The sequence below is a fragment of the Pseudomonas sp. AC355 genome (assembly GCF_979258205.1).
In genome coordinates this window covers 4,124,109-4,144,536 of the sequence record NZ_OZ409843.1, presented here as the reverse complement: position 1 = coordinate 4,144,536, position 20,428 = coordinate 4,124,109, and the positions used below count along the sequence as shown (strand labels likewise).

15 protein-coding genes and 2 pseudogenes are annotated in these 20,428 nt (G+C 61.1%); 10 read left to right on the top strand and 7 right to left on the bottom strand.

The window, feature by feature from the left end; translation table 11 throughout:
- Positions 1-11 precede the first annotated feature (11 nt).
- The 5 genes and pseudogenes from aceF to ACZ0AI_RS19350 form a co-directional block, all read left to right on the top strand.
- A complete protein-coding gene (gene aceF / locus ACZ0AI_RS19370; protein WP_463563267.1) occupies positions 12-1,994 on the top strand; it encodes a dihydrolipoyllysine-residue acetyltransferase in 1,983 nt (660 codons plus the stop codon).
- A 328-nt stretch (positions 1,995-2,322) separates the two neighbouring features.
- Positions 2,323-5,016, top strand: coding sequence for a sensor domain-containing phosphodiesterase (locus ACZ0AI_RS19365; RefSeq protein ID WP_463563266.1), 2,694 nt, complete (start codon positions 2,323-2,325; stop codon positions 5,014-5,016).
- A 70-nt stretch (positions 5,017-5,086) separates the two neighbouring features.
- A pseudogene (msrA, locus tag ACZ0AI_RS19360) lies at positions 5,087-5,735 on the top strand (peptide-methionine (S)-S-oxide reductase MsrA).
- Positions 5,736-5,823: 88 nt separating this feature from the next.
- Positions 5,824-7,071: an HD-GYP domain-containing protein gene (locus ACZ0AI_RS19355; RefSeq protein ID WP_463563265.1), complete on the top strand. Its 1,248-nt coding sequence runs from the start codon at positions 5,824-5,826 to the stop codon at positions 7,069-7,071.
- 29 nt (positions 7,072-7,100) lie between these two features.
- Positions 7,101-7,631 (top strand): annotated as a pseudogene (locus ACZ0AI_RS19350) (alpha/beta fold hydrolase); the annotation flags it as partial.
- Positions 7,632-7,866: 235 nt separating this feature from the next.
- Here ACZ0AI_RS19350 and ACZ0AI_RS19345 read toward each other — a convergent pair.
- Entirely contained in the window at positions 7,867-8,709 is an 843-nt protein-coding gene (locus tag ACZ0AI_RS19345) for a 23S rRNA (adenine(2030)-N(6))-methyltransferase RlmJ (RefSeq protein WP_463563264.1), read from the bottom strand.
- A gap of 172 nt (positions 8,710-8,881) precedes the next feature.
- Here ACZ0AI_RS19345 and ACZ0AI_RS19340 point away from each other — a divergent pair, with 172 nt between their 5' ends.
- A complete protein-coding gene (locus ACZ0AI_RS19340) occupies positions 8,882-10,684 on the top strand; it encodes an acyl-CoA dehydrogenase (protein WP_463563263.1) in 1,803 nt (600 codons plus the stop codon).
- Positions 10,685-10,731: 47 nt separating this feature from the next.
- Here ACZ0AI_RS19340 and ppk1 read toward each other — a convergent pair whose 3' ends face one another.
- Both ppk1 and hemB read right to left on the bottom strand, forming a co-directional pair.
- A complete protein-coding gene (gene ppk1 / locus ACZ0AI_RS19335) occupies positions 10,732-12,945 on the bottom strand; it encodes a polyphosphate kinase 1 (RefSeq protein ID WP_463563262.1) in 2,214 nt (737 codons plus the stop codon).
- An 18-nt stretch (positions 12,946-12,963) separates the two neighbouring features.
- Entirely contained in the window at positions 12,964-13,977 is a 1,014-nt protein-coding gene (gene hemB / locus ACZ0AI_RS19330; protein ID WP_225836153.1) for a porphobilinogen synthase, read from the bottom strand.
- 266 nt (positions 13,978-14,243) lie between these two features.
- On the opposite strand from hemB, the gene ACZ0AI_RS19325 reads away from it, so the two are divergent.
- The gene (locus tag ACZ0AI_RS19325; protein WP_463563261.1) at positions 14,244-14,795 is read left to right on the top strand and encodes a DedA family protein; all 552 of its coding nucleotides are present in this window, start codon (positions 14,244-14,246) and stop codon (positions 14,793-14,795) included.
- 149 nt (positions 14,796-14,944) lie between these two features.
- Positions 14,945-15,604: an isoprenoid biosynthesis glyoxalase ElbB gene (gene elbB, locus ACZ0AI_RS19320; RefSeq protein WP_463563260.1), complete on the top strand. Its 660-nt coding sequence runs from the start codon at positions 14,945-14,947 to the stop codon at positions 15,602-15,604.
- Positions 15,605-15,656: 52 nt separating this feature from the next.
- On the opposite strand, the gene ACZ0AI_RS19315 is transcribed toward elbB, so the two are convergent.
- From ACZ0AI_RS19315 to ACZ0AI_RS19300, 4 genes are read right to left on the bottom strand one after another with little or no spacing between them, the layout of a single operon-like run.
- Positions 15,657-16,109, bottom strand: a complete 453-nt coding sequence (locus ACZ0AI_RS19315; protein WP_463563259.1) for a YaiI/YqxD family protein — start codon at positions 16,107-16,109, stop codon at positions 15,657-15,659.
- A 2-nt stretch (positions 16,110-16,111) separates the two neighbouring features.
- The gene (gene rhtB / locus ACZ0AI_RS19310; protein WP_463563258.1) at positions 16,112-16,741 is read right to left on the bottom strand and encodes a homoserine/homoserine lactone efflux protein; all 630 of its coding nucleotides are present in this window, start codon (positions 16,739-16,741) and stop codon (positions 16,112-16,114) included.
- Between the two features lie 25 nt (positions 16,742-16,766).
- On the bottom strand, positions 16,767-17,300 hold the full coding sequence (locus ACZ0AI_RS19305) for a mechanosensitive ion channel family protein (RefSeq protein ID WP_225839547.1): 534 nt from the start codon (positions 17,298-17,300) through the stop codon (positions 16,767-16,769).
- A 50-nt stretch (positions 17,301-17,350) separates the two neighbouring features.
- Positions 17,351-19,261, bottom strand: a complete 1,911-nt coding sequence (locus ACZ0AI_RS19300; RefSeq protein ID WP_463563257.1) for an ATP-binding cassette domain-containing protein — start codon at positions 19,259-19,261, stop codon at positions 17,351-17,353.
- A 50-nt stretch (positions 19,262-19,311) separates the two neighbouring features.
- Between ACZ0AI_RS19300 and ACZ0AI_RS19295 the strand changes: the two genes are divergently transcribed.
- Positions 19,312-19,776 carry a TIGR02444 family protein gene (locus tag ACZ0AI_RS19295; protein WP_463563256.1) on the top strand — a complete coding sequence of 155 codons (465 nt, stop codon included), beginning with the start codon at positions 19,312-19,314 and terminating at the stop codon, positions 19,774-19,776.
- A gap of 139 nt (positions 19,777-19,915) precedes the next feature.
- Positions 19,916-20,347, top strand: coding sequence for a nuclear transport factor 2 family protein (locus tag ACZ0AI_RS19290; protein WP_463563255.1), 432 nt, complete (start codon positions 19,916-19,918; stop codon positions 20,345-20,347).
- Positions 20,348-20,428 lie beyond the last annotated feature (81 nt).

The window sequence follows — 20,428 nt, the reverse complement described above, 5'->3', positions numbered from 1 at the left end:
GGAGACGCATTGTGAGTGAATTGATTCGCGTACCCGACATCGGCGGTGGTGAGGGTGAAGTCATCGAGTTGTTCGTCAAGGTTGGCGACCGCATCGAGGCCGACCAAAGCCTACTGACTCTCGAGTCGGACAAGGCCAGCATGGAGATCCCGGCCCCCAAGGCCGGCGTCGTCAAGAGCCTGAAAGTAAAGCTGGGCGATAACCTGAAAGAAGGCGACGAGCTGCTCGAACTGGACGTGGAAGGCGATGCCGAAGCCGCCCCGGCCGAGCAAGAACCGGCACCTGCCAAGGCAGAACCTGCCGCAGCAGCGCAACCAGCCGCCGAGCCGCAGGCTGAGCCTGCTGGCAGTGCCGAGCCTCAGGAAGTCAAAGTGCCGGACATCGGTTCCAGCGCCAAGGCCAGCATCATCGAAGTAGCGGTCAAACCGGGCGATACCATCGAAGTCGACCAGTCGCTGATCACCCTCGAATCCGACAAGGCGAGCATGGAAATTCCATCGCCCGCTGCAGGCGTGGTGGAGAGCGTGTCGGTCAAGGTCGGTGACGAAGTGGGTACCGGCGACCTGATCCTGGTGCTCAAAGGCGCCGCGGGTGCACAGCCGAAGCAAGCTGCCAGCGCTCCTGCTGCCGCACCGAGTGCTGCTGCCCCTGCCGAAGCCGCCGCTCCTGCGGCAGCTGAAGAACCGGCTGGCGAAAGCAGCGAAGAAGTCCGCATCCCGGACATCGGCGAAGATGCTGCTGGCGTGATCGAAGTACTGGTCAAGGTTGGCGACAGCGTCGAAACCGAACAGTCGCTGATCGTGCTGGAGTCGGCCAAGGCCAGCATGGAAATCCCTGCCCCCAAGGCTGGCGTCATCGAAAGCATTTCCATCAAGGTCGGCGATCAGGCCAAGACCGGTGATCTGATCCTGGTTCTGAAAGTCCAGGGCAAGGCCGCCGCCAAACCTGCAGCCGCCGCTCAGGCGCCAGCTGCTGCCCCGGAACAGGCCAAAGCGGCCAACGTTCAGGGTTCGGCACCTGCCAAGGCTGCACCGCAGGCCGCTCCGGCAGCCACGCCAAGCCGTGATGGCAGCAAAGTGCACGCTGGCCCGGCCGTACGCCAGCTGGCCCGCGAGTTCGGCGTCGAGCTGAGCGCCGTGGCAGGTACTGGCCCGAAAGGTCGCATCCTCAAGGAAGACGTGCAGGTTTACGTCAAGGCCGAGCTGCAGAAGGCCAAATCGGCTCCTGCCGCAGCGGCTGCCGGTGCAACCGGTGGTGCTGGCATTCCGCCGATCCCGACCGTCGATTTCAGCAAGTTCGGTGAAATCGAAGAAGTGCCGATGACCCGCCTGATGCAGGTCGGCGCCGCCAACCTGCACCGCAGCTGGCTGAACGTGCCACACGTGACTCAGTTCGATTCGGCTGACATCACCGAGTTGGAAGCCTTCCGCGTCGCCCAGAAGGCCGTTGCCGAGAAAGCCGGCGTGAAGCTGACCGTTCTGCCACTGCTGCTCAAGGCATGCGCCTACCTGCTCAAGGAGCTGCCGGACTTCAACAGTTCGCTGGCGCCAAGTGGCAAAGCGATCATCCGCAAGAAGTACGTGAACGTTGGCTTCGCAGTCGACACCCCCGATGGCCTGCTGGTACCGGTGATCAAGAACGTCGATCAGAAGAGCCTGCTGCAACTGGCTGCTGAAGCCGCTGCACTGGCAGAGAAAGCGCGCAACAAGAAGCTTTCGGCTGACGACATGCAGGGCGCCTGCTTCACCATCTCCAGCCTCGGCCACATTGGCGGCACCGGCTTCACGCCGATCGTCAACGCACCGGAAGTGGCAATCCTCGGTGTCAGCAAGGCAACCATCCAGCCAGTCTGGGATGGCAAGGCCTTCCAGCCCAAGCTGATGCTGCCGCTGTCGCTGTCCTACGATCACCGTGTGATCAATGGCGCAGCCGCTGCACGCTTCACCAAGCGCCTGGGCGATGTGCTGAACGACATCCGCACCATGCTGCTGTAAGCAATACGTTTTCGAGCGCCACGCTCGTAACCTCGACCCCGCCCGATCAGGCGGGGTTTTTTTTGCATATTTCAACTCGGTGGTCGCGTTAAAGTGCGCTCGAAACCCCGTAATAGACGTCAAATTTAAATAATTATTTATTTAAATCAGCCAGTTAAAAGAAAGACGTCACAATGCCATTAGATTTCTTGTCAGCCGTCACCCCATGGTGCAACCTAAGGGCCATTACCGCCTTGCAGCGGCCAGGGAGATACGGCAACCCCCTCGTTAGCGCTATAGTGAAAAGGCCAGGCGTTTGCCTAGGCCAGCAGATGGATACAGCCATTCGATGAAAAGCCATCCCGATGCCGCGAGCCGTTTAGCGGCCGAGGTCGTGACGCAACTGCCCGTGCCTTCTCGGCTCGGCATGCTGCGTTTCGAGCGGATGAACGAAGCGAACTGGCTGCTGCTGTTCATTGATGCATCTTGCGAAAAGCAGCTCGGTATCGCCGCCAGTGACCTCTGCACCCTGGTGGAAACGCCCTACGCCAGCCTGATGGAACCGGAAGCACGCTACCGGCTGCACGATGCCATTCAGCAACAATTGTCTGAAAGCACACATTACCTGGTGCACTACACACTGCACACACCGCACGGACCGTTGAGGTTGATGGAGCTCGGCGAGCCATTCAAACAACGGGGACGACACCTGTTGCGCGGCTATCTGATGGTCACCGACGACGCTTTCGCAGACAGCCACAACCTTCCCACGCCAGAGCCACCAGAGCACACCGAGGTGCTGGACTCGCTAGAGCAATTTCAGCGCAGCCAGGCTGAACTGCAGCAGCATCAACTGCGCTCTCTCGCGCAACAGCAACTCATCGTGCGCCTAGCCAGCCAGCGCTATCAGAGCAGCGATCCGACGCGTGAAGCTGCCGAGCTGATCACCCGCAGCGCCTGCGAGATATACGGCGTTGCCAGAGCGGGTATCTGGCATATCAATGGCGACACGCTCGATCCCGTGGCGTTGTATCTGCTCGATCAGGATCATTACGAAGTACCGTTACCGATCGACGGTCGTCGCTACCCGAAATACCTTCGTGCATTGAAAGAAAGTCGCTCGCTGAACGCCCATGACGCCGAAAGCGATCCGCGCACCAGTGAGCTGCGTGACGACTATCTACGTCCCGAAGCGATCACCGCCATACTTGATGCCAGCATCCGGGTCGGTGGTGAACTGGTTGCCGTACTGTGCCTGGAACACACCGGTGGGCCGCGGATCTGGCAGGCGGAAGAAGTCACCTTCGCCGGAGAGTTGGCCGATCAATACGCCAACGTGCTGAGCAATCAGGAACGCCGTAACGCCACCAGCGCTCTGTATCTGTTCCAGCGTGCCGTCGAGCAGAGCGCCAGCGCCTTCATCTTGCTTAATCGCGACGGCATGGTGGAGTACGTAAACCCAAGCTTCACCGCGATTACCCAGTACAGCGCCGACGAAGTGCAGGGTCGTCAGCTGTCGGAGCTACCCGCCTTGGAGAATCTAAGCGAGCTGCTATTCGACAGCACTTCCGGGCTGGCAGAACAGAACAGCTGGCAGGGCGAATTCAAGAGTCGGCGTAAGAACCTGGAACCGTACTGGAGCCAGTTCTCGATTTCCAAGGTGCACGCCGACGACGGCACGCTGACGCACTACATTGGCATTTATGAAGACATTACCGAAACCAAACAGTCTCAGCAGCGCATCGAACGCCTGGCTTACAGCGACAACCTGACCGGCCTGGGCAATCGCTATGCGTTTATTCGAGCCCTGGAAAAACGCTTCACCACCACCAGCAGCTCACCGATTAGCCTGCTACTGGTCGATATCGACAACTTCAAACGAATCAACGACACCCTTGGCCACCAGACTGGCGACAAGTTGCTGGTGAGCCTGTCCAAGCGCCTGCGCAACAGCTTCGGCGGCGAAGGTACTTTGGCGCGCTTCGCCAGCAACGAATTCGCCATCCTGCTCGACAATTGCCATAGTGAGCGCGGCCAATTGATCGCTCAACAGGTGCTGGAAACCCTCGATAAGCCGTTGTTCGTCGATAACCAGTTGATCAACGTCACCGGTTCCGTTGGCCTGGCCTGCTCACCTGAACACGGTGAAGATCCGCAGACATTGATGAAGCATGCCGGCCTCGCACTGCACAAGGCCAAGGCCAACGGCAAGAATCAGTTGCAGGTATTCACAGATGTTCTGAATGCCGAGGCCAACTACAAATTATTCGTGGAAAACAACCTGCGCCGCGCCCTGACGCAGAACGAACTCGAGGTCTACTACCAGCCCAAGCTGTGCCTGAAGACCGGACAACTGCTGGGCATGGAGGCGCTGCTGCGCTGGCAGCATCCGGAAAAAGGCATGATTCGTCCGGATCAGTTCATCAGTGTCGCCGAGGAAACCGGGCTGATCGTGCCCATCGGCAAATGGGTGGTGCGTCAGGCCTGCCGCATGAGCAAGCAGCTCACCGCCGTCGGCTTGGGTAACCTGCAGGTGGCAATCAACCTGTCGCCCAAGCAGTTCAGCGACCCGGATCTGGTCGGCTCGATTGCCGCCATCCTGGAGGAAGAGCAGTTGCCGCCGGAGATGCTTGAGCTGGAGCTCACCGAAGGCCTCCTGCTGGAAGCTACCGAAAGTACCCGCAGCCAGCTCAGCCGCCTCAAGCAATTGGGCCTGACGTTGGCCATGGATGACTTCGGCACGGGTTACTCGTCACTCAGCTACCTGAAAAAATTCCCGATCGACGTGATCAAGATCGACCGCAGCTTCATCAAGGACATCCCGGAGAATCAGGACGACATGGAAATCACCTCGGCGGTGATCGCCATGGCGCACAACCTCAAGCTCAAGGTGGTCGCCGAAGGTATCGAAACCGCAGCCCAGCTGGGTTTCCTGCGCCGTCAGCATTGCGATATCGGCCAGGGCTACCTGTTCGACCGCCCCATACCCGGCCGAGATCTGGTAGAAAGCCTCAAGCGCTACCCGCGGCGCCCCACGCGCTGAACGGTCGCTAACAGCCAACGGCCGCTGCGGTCTACCCCAAACAACAGCAACGACTCGGAGAACATGATTCATGGTCTTACGCTCGCAAATTCTCGCCCACAAACTCGAGCTGCCCAGCGCCGAACAGGCCTTGCCTGGCCGCGAGACACCGATTTCAGTGCCCGAAGCCCATTACGTCAATGGCAACCCGCTGCAGGGCCCATTCCCTGATGGCCTGCAAACCGCGGTGTTCGGCCTGGGATGCTTCTGGGGTGCCGAGCGCCGCTTCTGGCAGCAGCCTGGCGTGCTGGACCACTGCTGTGGGCTATGCCGGCGGTCATACGCCCAATCCGACGTATGAAGAAACCTGTTCGGGCCTAACGGGCCATGCCGAAGTGGTGCTGGTGGTGTTCGATCCGCAGCAGACCAGCTATGAAGAGTTGCTCAAAGTGTTCTGGGAAGTCCACAACCCAACCCAGGGCATGCGCCAGGGTAACGACATCGGTAGCCAGTACCGCTCGGCCATCTACTGCACCGACGAGCAACAGCTTGAGGCTGCCCGCCATAGCCAGGCACAGTTCCAGAGCGAGTTGGAGAAATCCGGACTTGGCGAGATCACCACGGAGATCGCTGAAGCACCGACCTTCTACTACGCCGAGGCTTATCACCAGCAGTACCTGGCGAAGAACCCGGAAGGCTATTGCGGCCTGAAAGGAACCGGTGTGTGCCTACCCGCCTGAGGACTGGAATAGTCCTATCTGACGGGATGCTACAACCCCAGGACGGCGCTAGACTTAGCCAACAGTCACTTTGCAGATCAAGCACGGAATGCCGGATACCACTCAGTACATTTCGCCCGACCAGCTTTGTGTCGGGCTTTATGTCCAACTCGATCTGAGCTGGTGGGAACATTCGTTCGCCTTCAGTAATTTCAAGATCAAGGACGAAAGCCAGCTCAAGCAGCTCCGTGCGCTGGGTCTCAAGCGCTTGCGCTACGACCCCGCGCGTAGCGATTGCGGGCCGCTGGCATTGCCGACCAAAGTGGTCGAACAGGCGCCACCAACCCCGCCAGATCCTCAGGAACAGGCGCGTCAGGTGCGGGTCAAGCAACTCAGCGTGCTGCGCAAAAGGCTGTCCGAGGTCGACCGCGCCTTCACCCAGGCCAGCCAGCGGGTCAAGACACTCAATCAGAGCCTGCGAAACCAGCCGGAGAACTCGGTCAAACTGGCTGGGGCATTGGTCAACGAGCTGGTCGAGACCATGCTTGGCGAGGATGGCGTAGCACTGCACAGCATCACCGGCAAGGCTGCCGAAGATGCCTACGTGCATTCGCTCAACGTCACCGTGCTATCGGTCATGCTGGGCCGCCAGCTGGGCCTGGATAGCGAGGCCTGCCACATGCTCGGCATGGGCGCCCTGCTGCATGACATCGGCAAGCTGGAAGTACCCAGCAAGGTACTGCTCAAACTACCGCCCCTGACTCACGCCGAGCAGCAGTTGCTGGAGATGCACACCGTGTTCGGCCGACGTATGGGCGAGAAGCTGATGCTCGACGACGACGTGCTGCGCATCATCCACGAGCACCATGAATATTGTGACGGCAGCGGCTATCCACGGCAGTTGCACGAAGCATCGATCGGCCGCCTGAGCCGCATCGTGTGCATCACCAACCACTTCGACAACCTGTGCAACCCACTCGACCCGCGCACAGCCCTGAGCCCTCACGAAGCTCTCGCACGCATGTACTCGCCACAGCAGCGAGTGCGTTTCGATGAGGTCGCGCTAAAGGCGTTTATTCGCTGCATGGGCGTCTACCCGCCGGGCAGCCTGGTTCAGTTGCAAGACGAGCGCTACGCCCTGGTGCTGGGTATGCACCCAACGCTGCCAATGAAGCCGACGCTGATCATCTACGATGCTCAGGTGCCCAAGGAAGAAGCGCTGATCGTCAATCTGGAAGCAGACGCCTCAGTGGTCATCGCAAGCAGCGTGCGCGCCTCGCAGCTGCCCCCCGAAGCCCGCGAGTACCTGAATCCGCGTCAGCAACTGAGCTACTACGTCGATCCACGGCGAAGGTAGATCAGCCCGTCATCCATGGATGCACCCAGATGCCCGAGTATCCCTATCTTCTCATTCATGGCCTGATTGGCAGCCTGCGTGATCTGGCACCGCTATTTCGCTCACGGAGCATCCAGGCACACATGCCCGACCTGCTCGGTTACGGCGGCCTGCAGCATGTGGATCCCTCCACCATCACGCTACCCGGGCAGGTTGCGCACCTTGCTCGATGGCTCACGGAGAGAGACATCGAGCGTGTGCACCTGGTAGGGCACTCCGTTGGAGGCGCAATCGCCATGCTGTTCGCAACGGCTCATCCGACAAGGGTCGCGTCGATTTACAGTGTCGAGGGAAACTTCTCGCTGGCCGATGCCTTCTGGTCAGCCAGCGTGGCTCGGATGACGCCCCATGAGGCTGATACGATGCTGGCGCAATTCAGGGAGAACCCGGATGGCTGGCTGGCAAAGTCTGGGATCGCGACCACCGCGAGCCATCGTGCAAGCGCATCGAGCCTCCTGGGCAACCAGCCGGCATCGACCATCCAGGCCACCGCACGCTCGGTCGTTGAGGTAACCGGTCATGCTGACTACCTGCAAGCAGTCAGGGAAATATTCGAAGGATCGACACCCGTGCACCTGATCGCCGGAGAGCGCTCGAAAGAAGGTCTGAACCCTCCCACCGTGGGCGCTGGAAAAGGCCGCCAGCGTTACCTGCCTGCCCGGTGGGCACCTGATGATGCTGGAAGACCCGGAGCAGTTCGTGAGCGCCCTCACAAGCCGCTGAAACCAGGCCTTCGATCGATACAGATAAGAGCCGTCAGCTCTGCTCAGCGATCAGCCAGTCGAGGCGCCAGCTGCCTTTGCTTTGTGCCATGCGTTCGGCCAGCCAGGGCAACAGCTCGCGTAATTCCTCTTCCAGTCCCCATGGCGGGTTACTGATCAGCAGGCCGGAACCGTTCAGGCGCTGAGCCTCATCAGCGGGGTGCACGAACAGTTCGGCACGTAGCAATTTCGGCGCCGCGCTCTTTTCCATGTCGCGGTAGAAACGCTTGAGCTGACGCTCGTCCTTGATCGGGTACCAGATCGCCACGATGGTCTGGCGCATACGACCGATGGCCTCGTTGAGCGAGGTAACGCAGCGCTCCAGCTCATCGGCCTTCTCGAACGGCGGGTCGATCAGCATGACTGCCCGCTTCTCACGCGTCGGCAGCAGGGCACGCGGCAGATGCCAGCCTTCGCCCAGGTGCACGGCCACACGCCGGTCACCGGCCATGTTTTCCTTGAGCAACTGACCGTCTTCCGGGTGCTTCTCGTTGAGGTGCAGGCGATCCTGCTCGCGGGTGTGCAGACGCGCCAGCTCGGGCGAGCCCGGATAATGGCGCAGGACGCCATCGGGGTTCATCGCACGGATCACTTCCAGATAATCGAGTAACGGTTCCGGTGCATCCGTGGCGTCCCACAGACGACCGATGCCCTCACGCCACTCACCGGTGCGGCTGGCCTGGTCGCCAGTCAGGTCGTACAGGCCGACACCGGCATGGCTATCCAGATAGGCGTACGGGGCCTCCTTGCGCGCCAACAGGGCGAACAGGCGGCACAGCACCAAGTGTTTCAATACATCGGCGTGGTTGCCGGCATGGAAGGCGTGGCGGTAATTCATCATCGGCTCCTGAGCAGGAGGCGAATTGTAGCCGTCCTGCGCGCGCGCTGCAGCGCCTGCGGTGGAATGCCCCAGGCCATTTACGGCTTGTTCCTCGCCATCACGGCGGTCGATGATGCTAGCGGGCCGCGCGCAGCTCCCTAGACTGGCCTCATTCAACCGGAGAGCCATCATGCCCGAGACCTTGCTCAGCGCCCGCAACCTGGCGTTCGAACTCTACGAAGTGCTGAATGCCGAAGCGCTCACCAGCCGCCAGCGGTTCAGCGAGCACAGCCGGGAAACCTTCAACGCCGCGTTGGATACCGCGCACAGCATCGCCGAAGAGCTGTTCGCTACGCACAACCGCAAGGGCGACGAGAATGAGCCGCAGTATGTCGACGGCGCCGCGCAGTTGATCGGCGAGGTCAAGCCAGCGCTGCAGGCCTTCGTCGACGCTGGTTTCCTGAACGCGACCAGAGACTTCGAGGCAGGCGGCATGCAACTGCCCAACCTGTTGTCCCAGGCTTGCTTCGCGCATTTCCAGGCGGCCAACATCGCCACGGCCTCCTACCCGCTGCTGACCATGGCGGCCGCCAACCTGATCGAAGCCTTTGGCGATGAACTGCAGAAGCGTCGTTTTCTACAGCCGATGATCGAAGGCCGCTTCTTCGGCACCATGGCATTGACCGAGCCCCATGCAGGCTCCTCTCTCGCCGATATCCGCACCCGTGCCGAGCCGGCAGCTGATGGCAGCTACCGCCTAAAGGGCAACAAGATCTTCATCTCTGGTGGCGACCATAACCTGAGCGAGAACATCATCCACCTGGTGCTGGCCCGACTGCCCGACGCGCCGGCCGGGGTGAAAGGTATCTCGCTGTTCATCGTGCCGAAATTTCTGATCGGCGAAGACGGCAGCCAGGGCCTGCGCAACGATGTGGTTCTGACAGGCCTGTTCCACAAGATGGGCTGGCGCGGCACCACCTCCACGGCATTGAATTTCGGTGATCACGGTAATTGCGTCGGCTATCTGGTGGGCAAGCCTCATGCCGGCCTGTCCTACATGTTCCAGATGATGAACGAGGCGCGTATCGGCGTCGGCATGGGTGCGGTGATGCTCGGCTACGCCGGCTATCTGTACTCTCTGGAATACGCACGCCAGCGCACGCAGGGGCGCCTGCCCGACGGCAAGAGCCCGGCAAGCGCTCAGGTGGCGATCATCGAGCACGCCGATGTACGCCGCATGCTGCTGACCCAGAAGGCCTACGTGGAAGGCGCCTTCGACCTCGCTCTCTACTGTGCTCGCCTGTTCGACGATAGCCAGACGCTGGAGGACGCCGAACAGCGTGAGCAGGCCGGGCAACTGCTCGACCTGCTGACTCCGGTGGCCAAGTCCTGGCCGTCCGAGTATTGCCTGCAAGCCAATGCCCTGGCGATCCAGATTCTCGGCGGCCACGGTTATACCCGCGATCACCCGGTGGAACAGTATTACCGAGATAACCGCCTCAACCCGATCCACGAAGGCACCCACGGCATCCAGTCCCTCGACCTGCTAGGGCGCAAGGTCGGCCAGCACGGCGGCGCGGCACTCAAGGCATTGAGCCGGCAGATCATCGATACCTGCCAGCGCGCCGAACCCTTCATCGAACTGGACGCCTTGCGTCAGCCGCTGGAAAAACTACTGGCGCGCCTATCGAACGTCACGCTAGCGCTGCTCGGCGACCTGCAGCAGGGCCGCGTGAACAGCGCTCTGGCGGACTCGGCGCTGTACCTGAAGGTATTCGGCCATCTGGTAATCGGCTGGCGCTGGCTGGAGCAGGCCGTTCACGCGGAGCAGGGTCGCCTAGCTGGTAATGCGGCCGATGTCGACTTCTACAGTGGCAAACTGCAGGCAGCGCGCTATTTTCTGCTGCGTGAAGTGCCCGGCTGCCATCACGACCTGGATGTGCTGGAACAGCGCGACGACACCTGCCTGACAATGAACGAGGCGTGGTTTTGAGGGATAAAAAACGGGCCCATTTAAGGCCCGTTTTCAGCGCCAACGACTCAGCGCGGGATAATCACTGGTGCGCTGAGTTTTTCCAGCAAGCTGGCCTGCGCGCTACGCGAGTTCTGGTTGCCGGTCGGCGAAAGCCGCAGGTAGCGCCCGTCTGGCTGCAGCACCCAGGCATGGGTGTTGTCGGTCAGGTAGGTTTCCAGCTCCTTCTTCACGCGCAGAATCAGTTTTTTACCCTCGACCGGGAAGCAGGTCTCCACGCGCTTATCGAGATTGCGCTCCATCCAGTCGGCACTGGAGAGATAGATTTTCTCTTCGCCGCCATTGAGGAAGTAGAACACCCGGGTGTGCTCCAGGAAGCGACCGATGATCGAACGCACCTGAATGTTGTGCGACACGCCCGGCACGCCCGGCCGCAGGCAGCACATGCCACGCACCACCAGATCGATCCGCACGCCGGTCTGGCTGGCCTTGTACAGCGCGCGAATGATCTTCGCATCGGTCAGCGAGTTGAACTTGGCGATGATGTGCGCCGGCTTGCCTTCGCTGGCCAGGTGGGTTTCCTTGGCGATCAGGTCGAGCAGGGTTTTCTTTAGGGTAAAGGGCGCATGCAGGAGCTTCTTCATGCGCAGGGTCTTGCCCATGCCAATCAGCTGACTGAACATTTTTGACACATCCTCACCCAGCGCCACGTCGGCGGTGAGCAGGCTGTAGTCGGTGTACAGACGGGCGTTGCCGGCGTGGTAGTTACCAGTACCCAGGTGCGCGTAACGGACGATCTCGCCGTTCTCACGACGCAGAATGAGCATCATCTTGGCGTGGGTCTTGAAGCCCACCACACCGTAGATCACCACCGCACCGGCAGCCTGCAGGCGGCTAGCCAGGGCCAGGTTGGACTCCTCGTCGAAGCGTGCGCGCAGCTCGATCACCGCGGTGACTTCCTTGCCGTTGCGCGCGGCTTCCACCAGGGCATCGACGATCTCCGAGTTGGCGCCAGAACGGTAGAGCGTCTGTTTGATGGCCAGCACGTGGGGGTCTTTCGCGGCCTGGCGCAGCAGGTCAACGACCGGCGTAAAGGACTCGAAGGGATGCAGCAACAGGATGTCCTGTTTGCTGACCACGCTGAAAATATTCTCGCTGTTCTGCAACAACTTGGGGATTACCGGCGTGAACGGCGCGTATTGCAGATCCTGATGGCTTTCCAGACCGGTGATGCTGAACAGGCGGGTCAGGTTGACCGGGCCGTTGACCTGATACAGCTCGTGCTCCGACAGGCCGAACTGCTTGAGCAACTGGTCAGTGAGGTGTTTCGGGCAGCTGTCGACCACCTCCAGGCGAACCGCATCACCGTAACGACGGCTGAACAGCTCACCGCGCAGGGCGCGGGCCAGGTCTTCGACATCCTCGGTGTCCACCGACAGATCGGCGTTACGGGTCAGACGGAACTGGTAGCAACCCTTGACCTTCATGCCAGGGAACAGGTCATCGGCGTGGGCGTGGATCATCGACGACAGGAACACGTAGTTGGCGCCTGGGCCGCCGACGTCTTCCGGCACCTTGATGATCCGCGGTAGCAGACGCGGCGCAGGGATTACAGCCAGACCAGAATCGCGACCGAAGGCATCGACGCCTTCCAGTTCGACGATGAAGTTCAGGCTCTTGTTGACCAGCAGCGGGAACGGGTGCGTCGGGTCGAGACCGATCGGTGTGATGATCGGCGCGATCTCGTCGCGGAAATAGCGGCGCACCCAGGCCTTGTGCTTGGTCGTCCAGTAGCGGCGGCGAATGAAGTTGATGCCGTGCTTGGCCAGCGCAGGAAACAGCACATCGTTGAGGATGGCGTACTGCCGGCCAACCTGCTCGTGTACCAGTTCGGCGATGCGCGAGAGCGCCTGATGCGGCTGCAAGCCATCGGCGCCGGCCTGTTCACGGGCGAAGTTGATCTGCTTCTTCAGCCCGGCAACGCGGATTTCGAAGAACTCATCGAGGTTGCTGGAGAAGATCAGCAGGAACTTCAGACGTTCCAGCAACGGGTAGGACTCGTCCAGCGCCTGTTCCAGCACGCGGATGTTGAACTGCAGTTGCGACAGCTCACGGTGGATGTACAAGCTACTGTCATCCAGGCTGGGCACTGGCACGGCGACCGCCGTGGTTTCGACTACTGGCGTTTCCACTATCGCTTCCACCGGCGCTTCGTCGATCACCGGCAGGCTGACTGCCGGTACATCGAGCTGTTCGTTCTCACTGAGTCCTTCGTTGCTCATTGAATTACCCTGGAGGGGCTACTGCCCCTGTCGTATGAGTTCGGCCGCACGCACGGCGAAATAAGTGAGGATGCCATCGGCACCCGCTCGTTTGCAGGCCGTCAGCGACTCGAGAATGACCGCTTCGCTGAGCCAGCCGTTCTGGATGGCAGCCATGTGCATCGCATATTCGCCACTGACCTGATAGACAAAGGTCGGCACCTTGAATTCGCTTTTGACCCGGGAAACGATGTCCAGGTACGGCATGCCCGGCTTGACCATGACCATGTCGGCGCCTTCGGCGAGGTCGGCGGCGACTTCATGCAACGCCTCGTCACTGTTGGCCGGATCCATCTGGTAGGAGGCCTTGTTGGCCTTGCCGAGGTTCAGCGAGGAGCCCACCGCATCGCGGAACGGGCCGTAGTAGGCGCTGGCGTATTTGGCAGAGTAGGCCATGATCCGTACGTTGACGTGATCGGCCAGCTCCAGCGCCTCGCGGATAGCCTGGATGCGCCCGTCCATCATGTCCGACGGCGCCACCACCTGAGCGCCCGCATCGGCGTGAGACAGCGCCTGCTTGACCAGCGCATCGACGGTGATGTCGTTCTGCACGTAGCCTTCTTCGTCGAGAATGCCGTCCTGACCATGGGTGGTGAACGGGTCGAGGGCCACGTCGGTGATCACCCCAAGCTCGGGGAAGCGCGCGCGCAACGCACGGGTGGCACGCTGAGCGATGCCGTCCGGGTTCCAGGCTTCACTGCCGTCGAGGGTTTTCTTTTCTGCGGGGGTTACCGGGAACAGCGCCAACGCGGGAATACCCAGAGCCACCCACTTCTCCGCTTCCTGCAGCAGCAGGTCTATGGACAGACGCTCAACGCCGGGCATGGATGCCACCGCCTCACGCTGATTCTCGCCATCGAGCACGAATACCGGCAGGATCAGGTCGTTGGTGCTCAGCACGTTCTCACGCACCAAACGCCGGGAAAATTCGTCGCGACGATTGCGGCGCAGGCGGGTGGCTGGGAACAGGCGGTTAGCAGGGGTAAAGCTCACGTGCAGACTCCTGGGCCCGCTCAAGCGGGCGAAGTGTGACAGTTATAAGCCGCCATTATGACCAAATGATGACGACGATAACGAATACTGCGACGGCACGTCGCAGCCGATAAGGCACATCGAAAAAGTCAAAAGCAGACAGAATCATGACGCGAGGCCCGAAGAGGTCAAAAAACGCAGCGAACCATTTCACAGTCTCCTGACAAATGCTGTTTTACATTGTCGAACGGCGTAGCCTTGCCTCCCCTCCTCTACGGTCATCTTCAATGCTGGAAAATTTGCTGCAGCACTTCGGTTACCCGGCCCTGGCCCTGGGCACTTTTCTCGAAGGTGAAATGTCGCTGTTACTGGCGGCTTATCTGGCGTTGCGGGGCATTTTGCAGATCGAGCTGGTGATAATCTTCGCCTTCCTCGGCACTTATGCCAGCGACCAACTGTGGTTCCATCTGGGCCGCCGTCACGGTCGACGCATTCTCGATAATCGTCCCCAGTGGCAAGCGCTCAGCGACAAGGCACTGATGTACTTGCGCCGCCATCCGGACTTGTGGGTGCTGGGCTTCCGCTTCTTCTACGGCATGCGCACCGTGATGCCACTGGCTATCGGTATCTCCGGCTATCCGCGCCGCCGTTACGTGATTCTCGATGCCATCGGCGCCGCGATCTGGGCCATCGTGCTCGGCACCCTCGCCTATAAGCTTGGCCGCGCACTCGAAGGCCTGCTTGGCGAGCTGCATCAGGTTCAGTTGTACGTCTTCGCGGGTTTGCTGATCATCGGCCTGGGCATCTGGCTGTACCGTCGTAGACAGCGCCGCACCTGAAGCACTGCAATTGACGACGACCTCACAAACGTTCAAAAGCCTGTAACAATTGGCTGACTGATCAGTCATAACAAAAGACATGTTACCCCCAGGCGAGACCGCCGGACGCTAGATCCGGGCTCGGCTCGTACCTCATCAGGAGTTGGTCGATGAACAAGAAAGTCGCAGTGATTCTTTCCGGTTGTGGCGTCTATGACGGCTCGGAGATCCACGAAAGCGTGATCACCCTGCTGCGCCTCGACCAACGCGGCGCCGAAGTGCAGTGCTTCGCGCCAGACATCGATCAGACACACGTACTCAACCACCTGAGCGGCGAAGAAATGCAGCCAGCGCGTAACGTGCTGGTGGAATCCGCACGCATCGCCCGCGGCAACATCAAAGACGTGCGCGAACTGCGCGCCGACGACTTCGATGCACTGATCCTGCCGGGTGGCTTCGGCGCCGCCAAGAATCTTTCCGACTTCGCCAGCGCTGGCGGCGACTGCACTGTACAGGCCGATGTGCTGGCGGCTGCGCAGTCGTTCGTCAGTGCCTCCAAACCCGTCGGGCTGATCTGCATCGCCCCGGCCCTGGCGGCGCGCATCTTTGGCGCTGGCGTGACCTGCACCATCGGCCATGACGCCGACACCGCAGCAGCACTGACCAAAATGGGCGCCGAGCACGTCGAGTGCAACGTCGAAGATATCGTCGAGGATACCCAGCGCAAGCTGGTGACCACGCCGGCCTACATGCTGGCTGAGTCCATCTCCCAGGCGGCGTCAGGGATCAATAAGCTGGTAGACCGCGTACTGGAACTGACCCACGAGTGAAAACTATCGCCGCCCACAGCGGCGACGCTTAAACGCTTGGTCGACAAGGCGTTCAACCGCGTGACAGGCGCGTCAGCAGGCGATCCAGAGAATTGGCGAAAGCCTGCCGATCTCTGTCGCCGTAGGCAGCCTGACCACCGCCGACCTGCCCCTGCTCACGCAGGTCGGTGAACAGATTACGTACCGCCAGACGCTCGCCCATGTTGCGCTCGTCGAACTCCTTACCGCGCGGATCCAGCGCAAGCACACCCTTCTTCACCAAGCGATCAGCTAGCGGCACGTCGCTGCAGATCACCAGCTCGCCTGGCACGGCGTGCTCCACCAGATAATCATCAGCCGCATCCGGGCCGCTCGGCACGACGATCAAACGCACACAGGCGAAAGCCGGCTTGGGCTGCGCTTGCCCGGCGACCATGACGACTTCGAAGTTACGCTTGAGCGCGAACTTGACCACCTGATCCCGCGCCAGCCGTGGGCAGGCGTCGGCATCGATCCATACGCGCATGCTCAGACCGGTGCGCGACGCACGGTGGCCAGCAACGCCGCAGCGCCTACGAACAGCGCGCCAAAGCTGCGGTTCATGATGCGTTGCTGACGCGGCGTGCGCAGCAGGCGCAAAACGCGTACGGCCAGGCCGGTATAGCCAGCCATGACGATCAGATCGACAGTCACCATGGTCACGCCGATGATCAGGTACTGCTCAGTCAGCGGTGCATGGGGGTTGATGAACTGCGGCAGCACCGCGAGCATGAAGACGATGGCCTTGGGGTTGCCGAAATTCACCAGGAAGCCGCGCAACACCAGGCTCAGCGGCCGGCCAATCGGGCGCTCGCCGCTCACGTTCATATCGGCAGGTAGCGCAGACCACTGTCGCCAGCCCAGGTAAACCAGGTAAGCGACGCCAAACCACTTGATCAGGCTGAAGGCCAGCGCCGAGGTCGCCAGAATCGCACCGACGCCAGCTGCGACGATGATGATCTGCAGCGCCAGGCCGAGCTGCAGGCCCAAGGCGTTCCAGTAACCGCGCAGGAAGCCGTATTGCAAGCCGGCCGACATCGATGCGATGGCACCGGCACCTGGCGACAGGCTGATCAGCCAACAAGCGACGAAGAACGCGAGCCAGGTTTCCAGAGCCATAATGACGACCTCGAATTAATGATGATCAGGATTCGATCTTGCGTGCTGCCGGTACATCACCGTTGCGCCAGCGCCTCACGGCCTTCTGGAAGAACAGGCTATTGGGAATCTGCACCCAGGTGCCCGGCGCGTCACCGGTCAGGTCTTCCAGGGTGGTGTAGAACAGGTTGATGTCCAATACACGACCCCGCACGCCCGGCTTGTCGGCGCTTTCCAGCACCTCGACGCAGTCACCGATACGGAACGGCCCGAGGGCGAAGATCAGCAGCGCGCAGAACAGGTTCGACAATACGCTCCAGATGGCGAAGAAAGCGATGGCTGCCACTGCCGCAAAGCCGGTCAAAGCACCCCACAACACCTGGGCCGAAACACCTAAGCGCTCCAGCACCAGCATGAACGCGCTACCCAGGATCAGCCAGCGGGTGAGGCCGCGCAACGGCACCAGCAGCTCTGCCGGTAGCTGTGGATAGCGATGGCCCAAGCGGCTAATGCCACGAGTGAGAATCCGCTGTGCCAGCCAGGCCAGTACCAGAATCAGAACGACCTGCCCAGCGAGCATCAGTGGCTGGCTCCAGGCGGTTAGCCAGGCCAGGTCGGTAAAATCGAAATTCAAGCCATTGCCTCCAGTTCTTGCTGCAACACTTCCAGAGTTTCCAACGCTTCCAGCCACTGTTCTTCCAGCTCGCCTTCACGGCTCTTCAGCCCTGCCTGTTCGGCCAACGCCTGGCGCAGCTCTTCCTTGCGCGCGGCCTCGTAGATGGCACTATCGCCAAGGCGCTCTTGCAGTGCGGCGAGCTTGCCCTGCACCTGACCGAGCTCAGCCTCGAGATTGTCCGCTGCCTTCTTGTGCGGTGCCAGTTGCTGGCGCAGCGCAGCGGCGGCCTGGCGCTGGCCACGCTTGTCATTGCCCGTGCTGACCGCTGTCGCAGTCGCTGGAGCGGCCTGGCGCTGACGATAATCCACCAGCCAGCGCGCGTAATCCTCCAGGTCACCGTCGAACGGTGCCACGCGGCCATCGGCGACCAGCAGGAACTCGTCAGTGGTGCTCTTGAGCAGGTGCCGATCGTGAGACACCACCACCACCGCCCCGGCGAATTCCTGCAGCGCCATGGTCAACGCCAAGCGCATCTCCAGGTCGAGGTGGTTGGTCGGTTCATCGAGCAGCAGCAGGTTGGGCTTGCCCCAGGCGATCAGCGCCAAGGCCAGGCGCGCTTTCTCGCCACCGGAGAAATTCAGCACCGGCTCATCGCAACGCGGCCCACGGAAGTCAAAGCCGCCGAGAAAATCGCGCAGGGTCTGCTCGCGCTCGCCGGGGGCAATACGCTGCAGGTGCAACAGCGGGCTGGCCTTGTCGTCCAGGGAGTCGAGCTGGTGCTGGGCGAAGTAGCCGATCACCAGATTCTCGCCACGCTGCAAGCTGCCGCTCAGCGGCTGCAGCTCAGCGGAGAGGTTCTTGATCAGCGTCGACTTGCCCGCGCCGTTGGGGCCGAGCAGGCCGATACGGGCGCCCGGCACCAGGCTCAGCTTGACCTGCTGCAGAATGGTCTTGTCGCCATAACCGAGGCGGCCTTCGCTAAGGCTGAGCAGCGGTGTGGAAATCTTGTCGGCCTCACGGAACACGAAATCGAAGGGCGAGTCGACATGCGCCGCACTCAGCTCTTCCATACGCTCCAGCGCCTTGATGCGGCTCTGAGCCTGGCGTGCTTTGGTCGCCTGGGCCTTGAAACGGGCGATGTACTTTTCCATGTGCGCACGCTGCACTTGCTGCTTCTCGTACGCCTGCTGCTGCTGGGCCAAACGCTCGGCACGGGTACGTTCGAAGGCACTGTAACCGCCACGGTATAGCGTCAGCTTGCGCTGCTCGACGTGGGCGACGTGGTCGACCACGGCATCGAGAAAATCCCGGTCGTGGGAGATCAGCAGCAAAGTGCCCGGATAGCTCTGCAACCAGCCCTCGAGCCAGAGAATGGCATCCAGATCCAGGTGGTTGGTCGGCTCATCAAGCAGCAGCAGGTCGGATGGGCACATCAGCGCCTGGGCCAAATTAAGGCGCATGCGCCAGCCACCGGAAAAATCGCCGACCCGGCGATCCATCTGCGCATTGTCGAAGCCCAGGCCGGCCAGCAGCTTGCGGGCACGGGCGTCGGCAGTGTAGCCGTCGGCGCTGTCCAGCTCGCTGTGCAGGCGAGCAATGGCGCTGCCGTCCTGGCGCTGCTCGGCAACTGCCAGATCAGCCTGCACACGGCGCAGGTTGTGGTCGCCGTCAAGCACGTAGTCCACGGCCTGGCGCTCGAGGGTATCGACCTCCTGGCGCATATGGGCGATGCGCCAGTCGCCGGGCAGCAGGCAATCGCCGGCATCCGGGGTCAACTCGCCACGCAGCAAGGCGAACAGGCTCGATTTTCCGGCGCCGTTGGCACCGATAAGGCCGGCTTTGTGGCCGGCGTGCAGGGTCAGCTCGGCGTCTTCTAGCAGACGCTGCGGGCCACGCTGTAAGGTAAGGTTCAGAAGTCGGATCATAATGGCGGCGGATTCTACCAGAGTCCCCTGCCGCTTACTCGGAGCGTACCGTGACTACTGACCTGTGGGACTTCGCCGCGAATCTCTATGCCCGCCCTGGCGTCGAGACGGCCTGTTTGGCGCTGCAGGATGCTGGAGCGGATGTCTGCCTGGTGCTCTGCGGCCTATGGCTGGATCAACGCGCAACACACTGCACCACCGACTACGTGGCGCAATTACGCCAGGCTGCAGCCCCCTGGCAGCGCGACGTCGTCGTACCACTGAGGCAGTTGCGTCAATCCTGGCATGAGGCCGCGCAGACGGATCAGGCGCTGGCGCTATTACGCCAGCACCTCAAACAACTCGAGCTGGATGCGGAACGCGAACACCTGCAGCGCCTGCAAGCGCTGTCAGCTGGCTGGCCTAAATTACCCGAGAGCAGCGCCCGGCATTGGCTGGACGCCCTCGCCCCGACCAGCACAACCGCGACTCGCGAAGCGTGCGACCTGCTGCACAGCACACGCCTGCAGCGATAATGGCCGTACGCCAGCCTGACGAAATGTTGGCTATTTGGGTGAGCGTGGCACTTGTCAGGAACCCAGAATCAGTTAAGTTGTACGACGACGGACAATCCCGTCGCCTTTACTCCTAACAATTACAAAAAGGGTTCTGTGCATGAAAAAGCTGAAACTGCTCGTCTGTTTTCTGTGCCTGTTTACCGGCTACGTGGCCGCTGCCTCTACCGATGAACAGGATGTCGCCACCGCAGTGGACGGCCTCACCCAGGCCATGCTGCACAAGGACATCGCCAAGCTGCAGGCACTGACGGCCGAAAACCTCACCTATGGCCACTCCAGCGGCAATATCCAAGACAAAAAAGCCTTTATCGCAGACATCGAAACCGGCAAGAGCGCGTTCAAAGAACTGAAGATGCTTAACCAGAAGATCACCCTGTCCGGAGACGTCGCGCTGGTGCGCCATCACTTCTCGGCTCAAGCCATCAACAAAGAGAAAGGCATCGTCCCGACCGAAATCGAAAACTTCCAGATCTGGCAAAAACAGAAAGGCCAGTGGCTGTTGATCGGTCGCCAGGCCTTCCGCTTCTAAGCTATCTACCAGTGATCAAGCTAGTGCAGCCAACGCTGGTCGCACAACGCGCTGCGTTTGATCACAGATAGACACCAGCCT

Coding starts and splice junctions, on each gene's coding strand:
- ACZ0AI_RS19365 (WP_463563266.1), top strand. CDS start 2,323: ATGAAAAGCCATCCCGATGCCGCGAGCCGTTTAGCGGCCGAGGTCGTG.
- ACZ0AI_RS19355 (WP_463563265.1), top strand. CDS start 5,824: ATGCCGGATACCACTCAGTACATTTCGCCCGACCAGCTTTGTGTCGGG.
- ACZ0AI_RS19345 (WP_463563264.1), bottom strand. CDS start 8,709: ATGAATTACCGCCACGCCTTCCATGCCGGCAACCACGCCGATGTATTG.
- ACZ0AI_RS19340 (WP_463563263.1), top strand. CDS start 8,882: ATGCCCGAGACCTTGCTCAGCGCCCGCAACCTGGCGTTCGAACTCTAC.
- ppk1 (WP_463563262.1), bottom strand. CDS start 12,945: ATGAGCAACGAAGGACTCAGTGAGAACGAACAGCTCGATGTACCGGCA.
- ACZ0AI_RS19325 (WP_463563261.1), top strand. CDS start 14,244: ATGCTGGAAAATTTGCTGCAGCACTTCGGTTACCCGGCCCTGGCCCTG.
- elbB (WP_463563260.1), top strand. CDS start 14,945: ATGAACAAGAAAGTCGCAGTGATTCTTTCCGGTTGTGGCGTCTATGAC.
- ACZ0AI_RS19315 (WP_463563259.1), bottom strand. CDS start 16,109: ATGCGCGTATGGATCGATGCCGACGCCTGCCCACGGCTGGCGCGGGAT.
- rhtB (WP_463563258.1), bottom strand. CDS start 16,741: ATGGCTCTGGAAACCTGGCTCGCGTTCTTCGTCGCTTGTTGGCTGATC.
- ACZ0AI_RS19305 (WP_225839547.1), bottom strand. CDS start 17,300: ATGCTCGCTGGGCAGGTCGTTCTGATTCTGGTACTGGCCTGGCTGGCA.
- ACZ0AI_RS19300 (WP_463563257.1), bottom strand. CDS start 19,261: ATGATCCGACTTCTGAACCTTACCTTACAGCGTGGCCCGCAGCGTCTG.
- ACZ0AI_RS19290 (WP_463563255.1), top strand. CDS start 19,916: ATGAAAAAGCTGAAACTGCTCGTCTGTTTTCTGTGCCTGTTTACCGGC.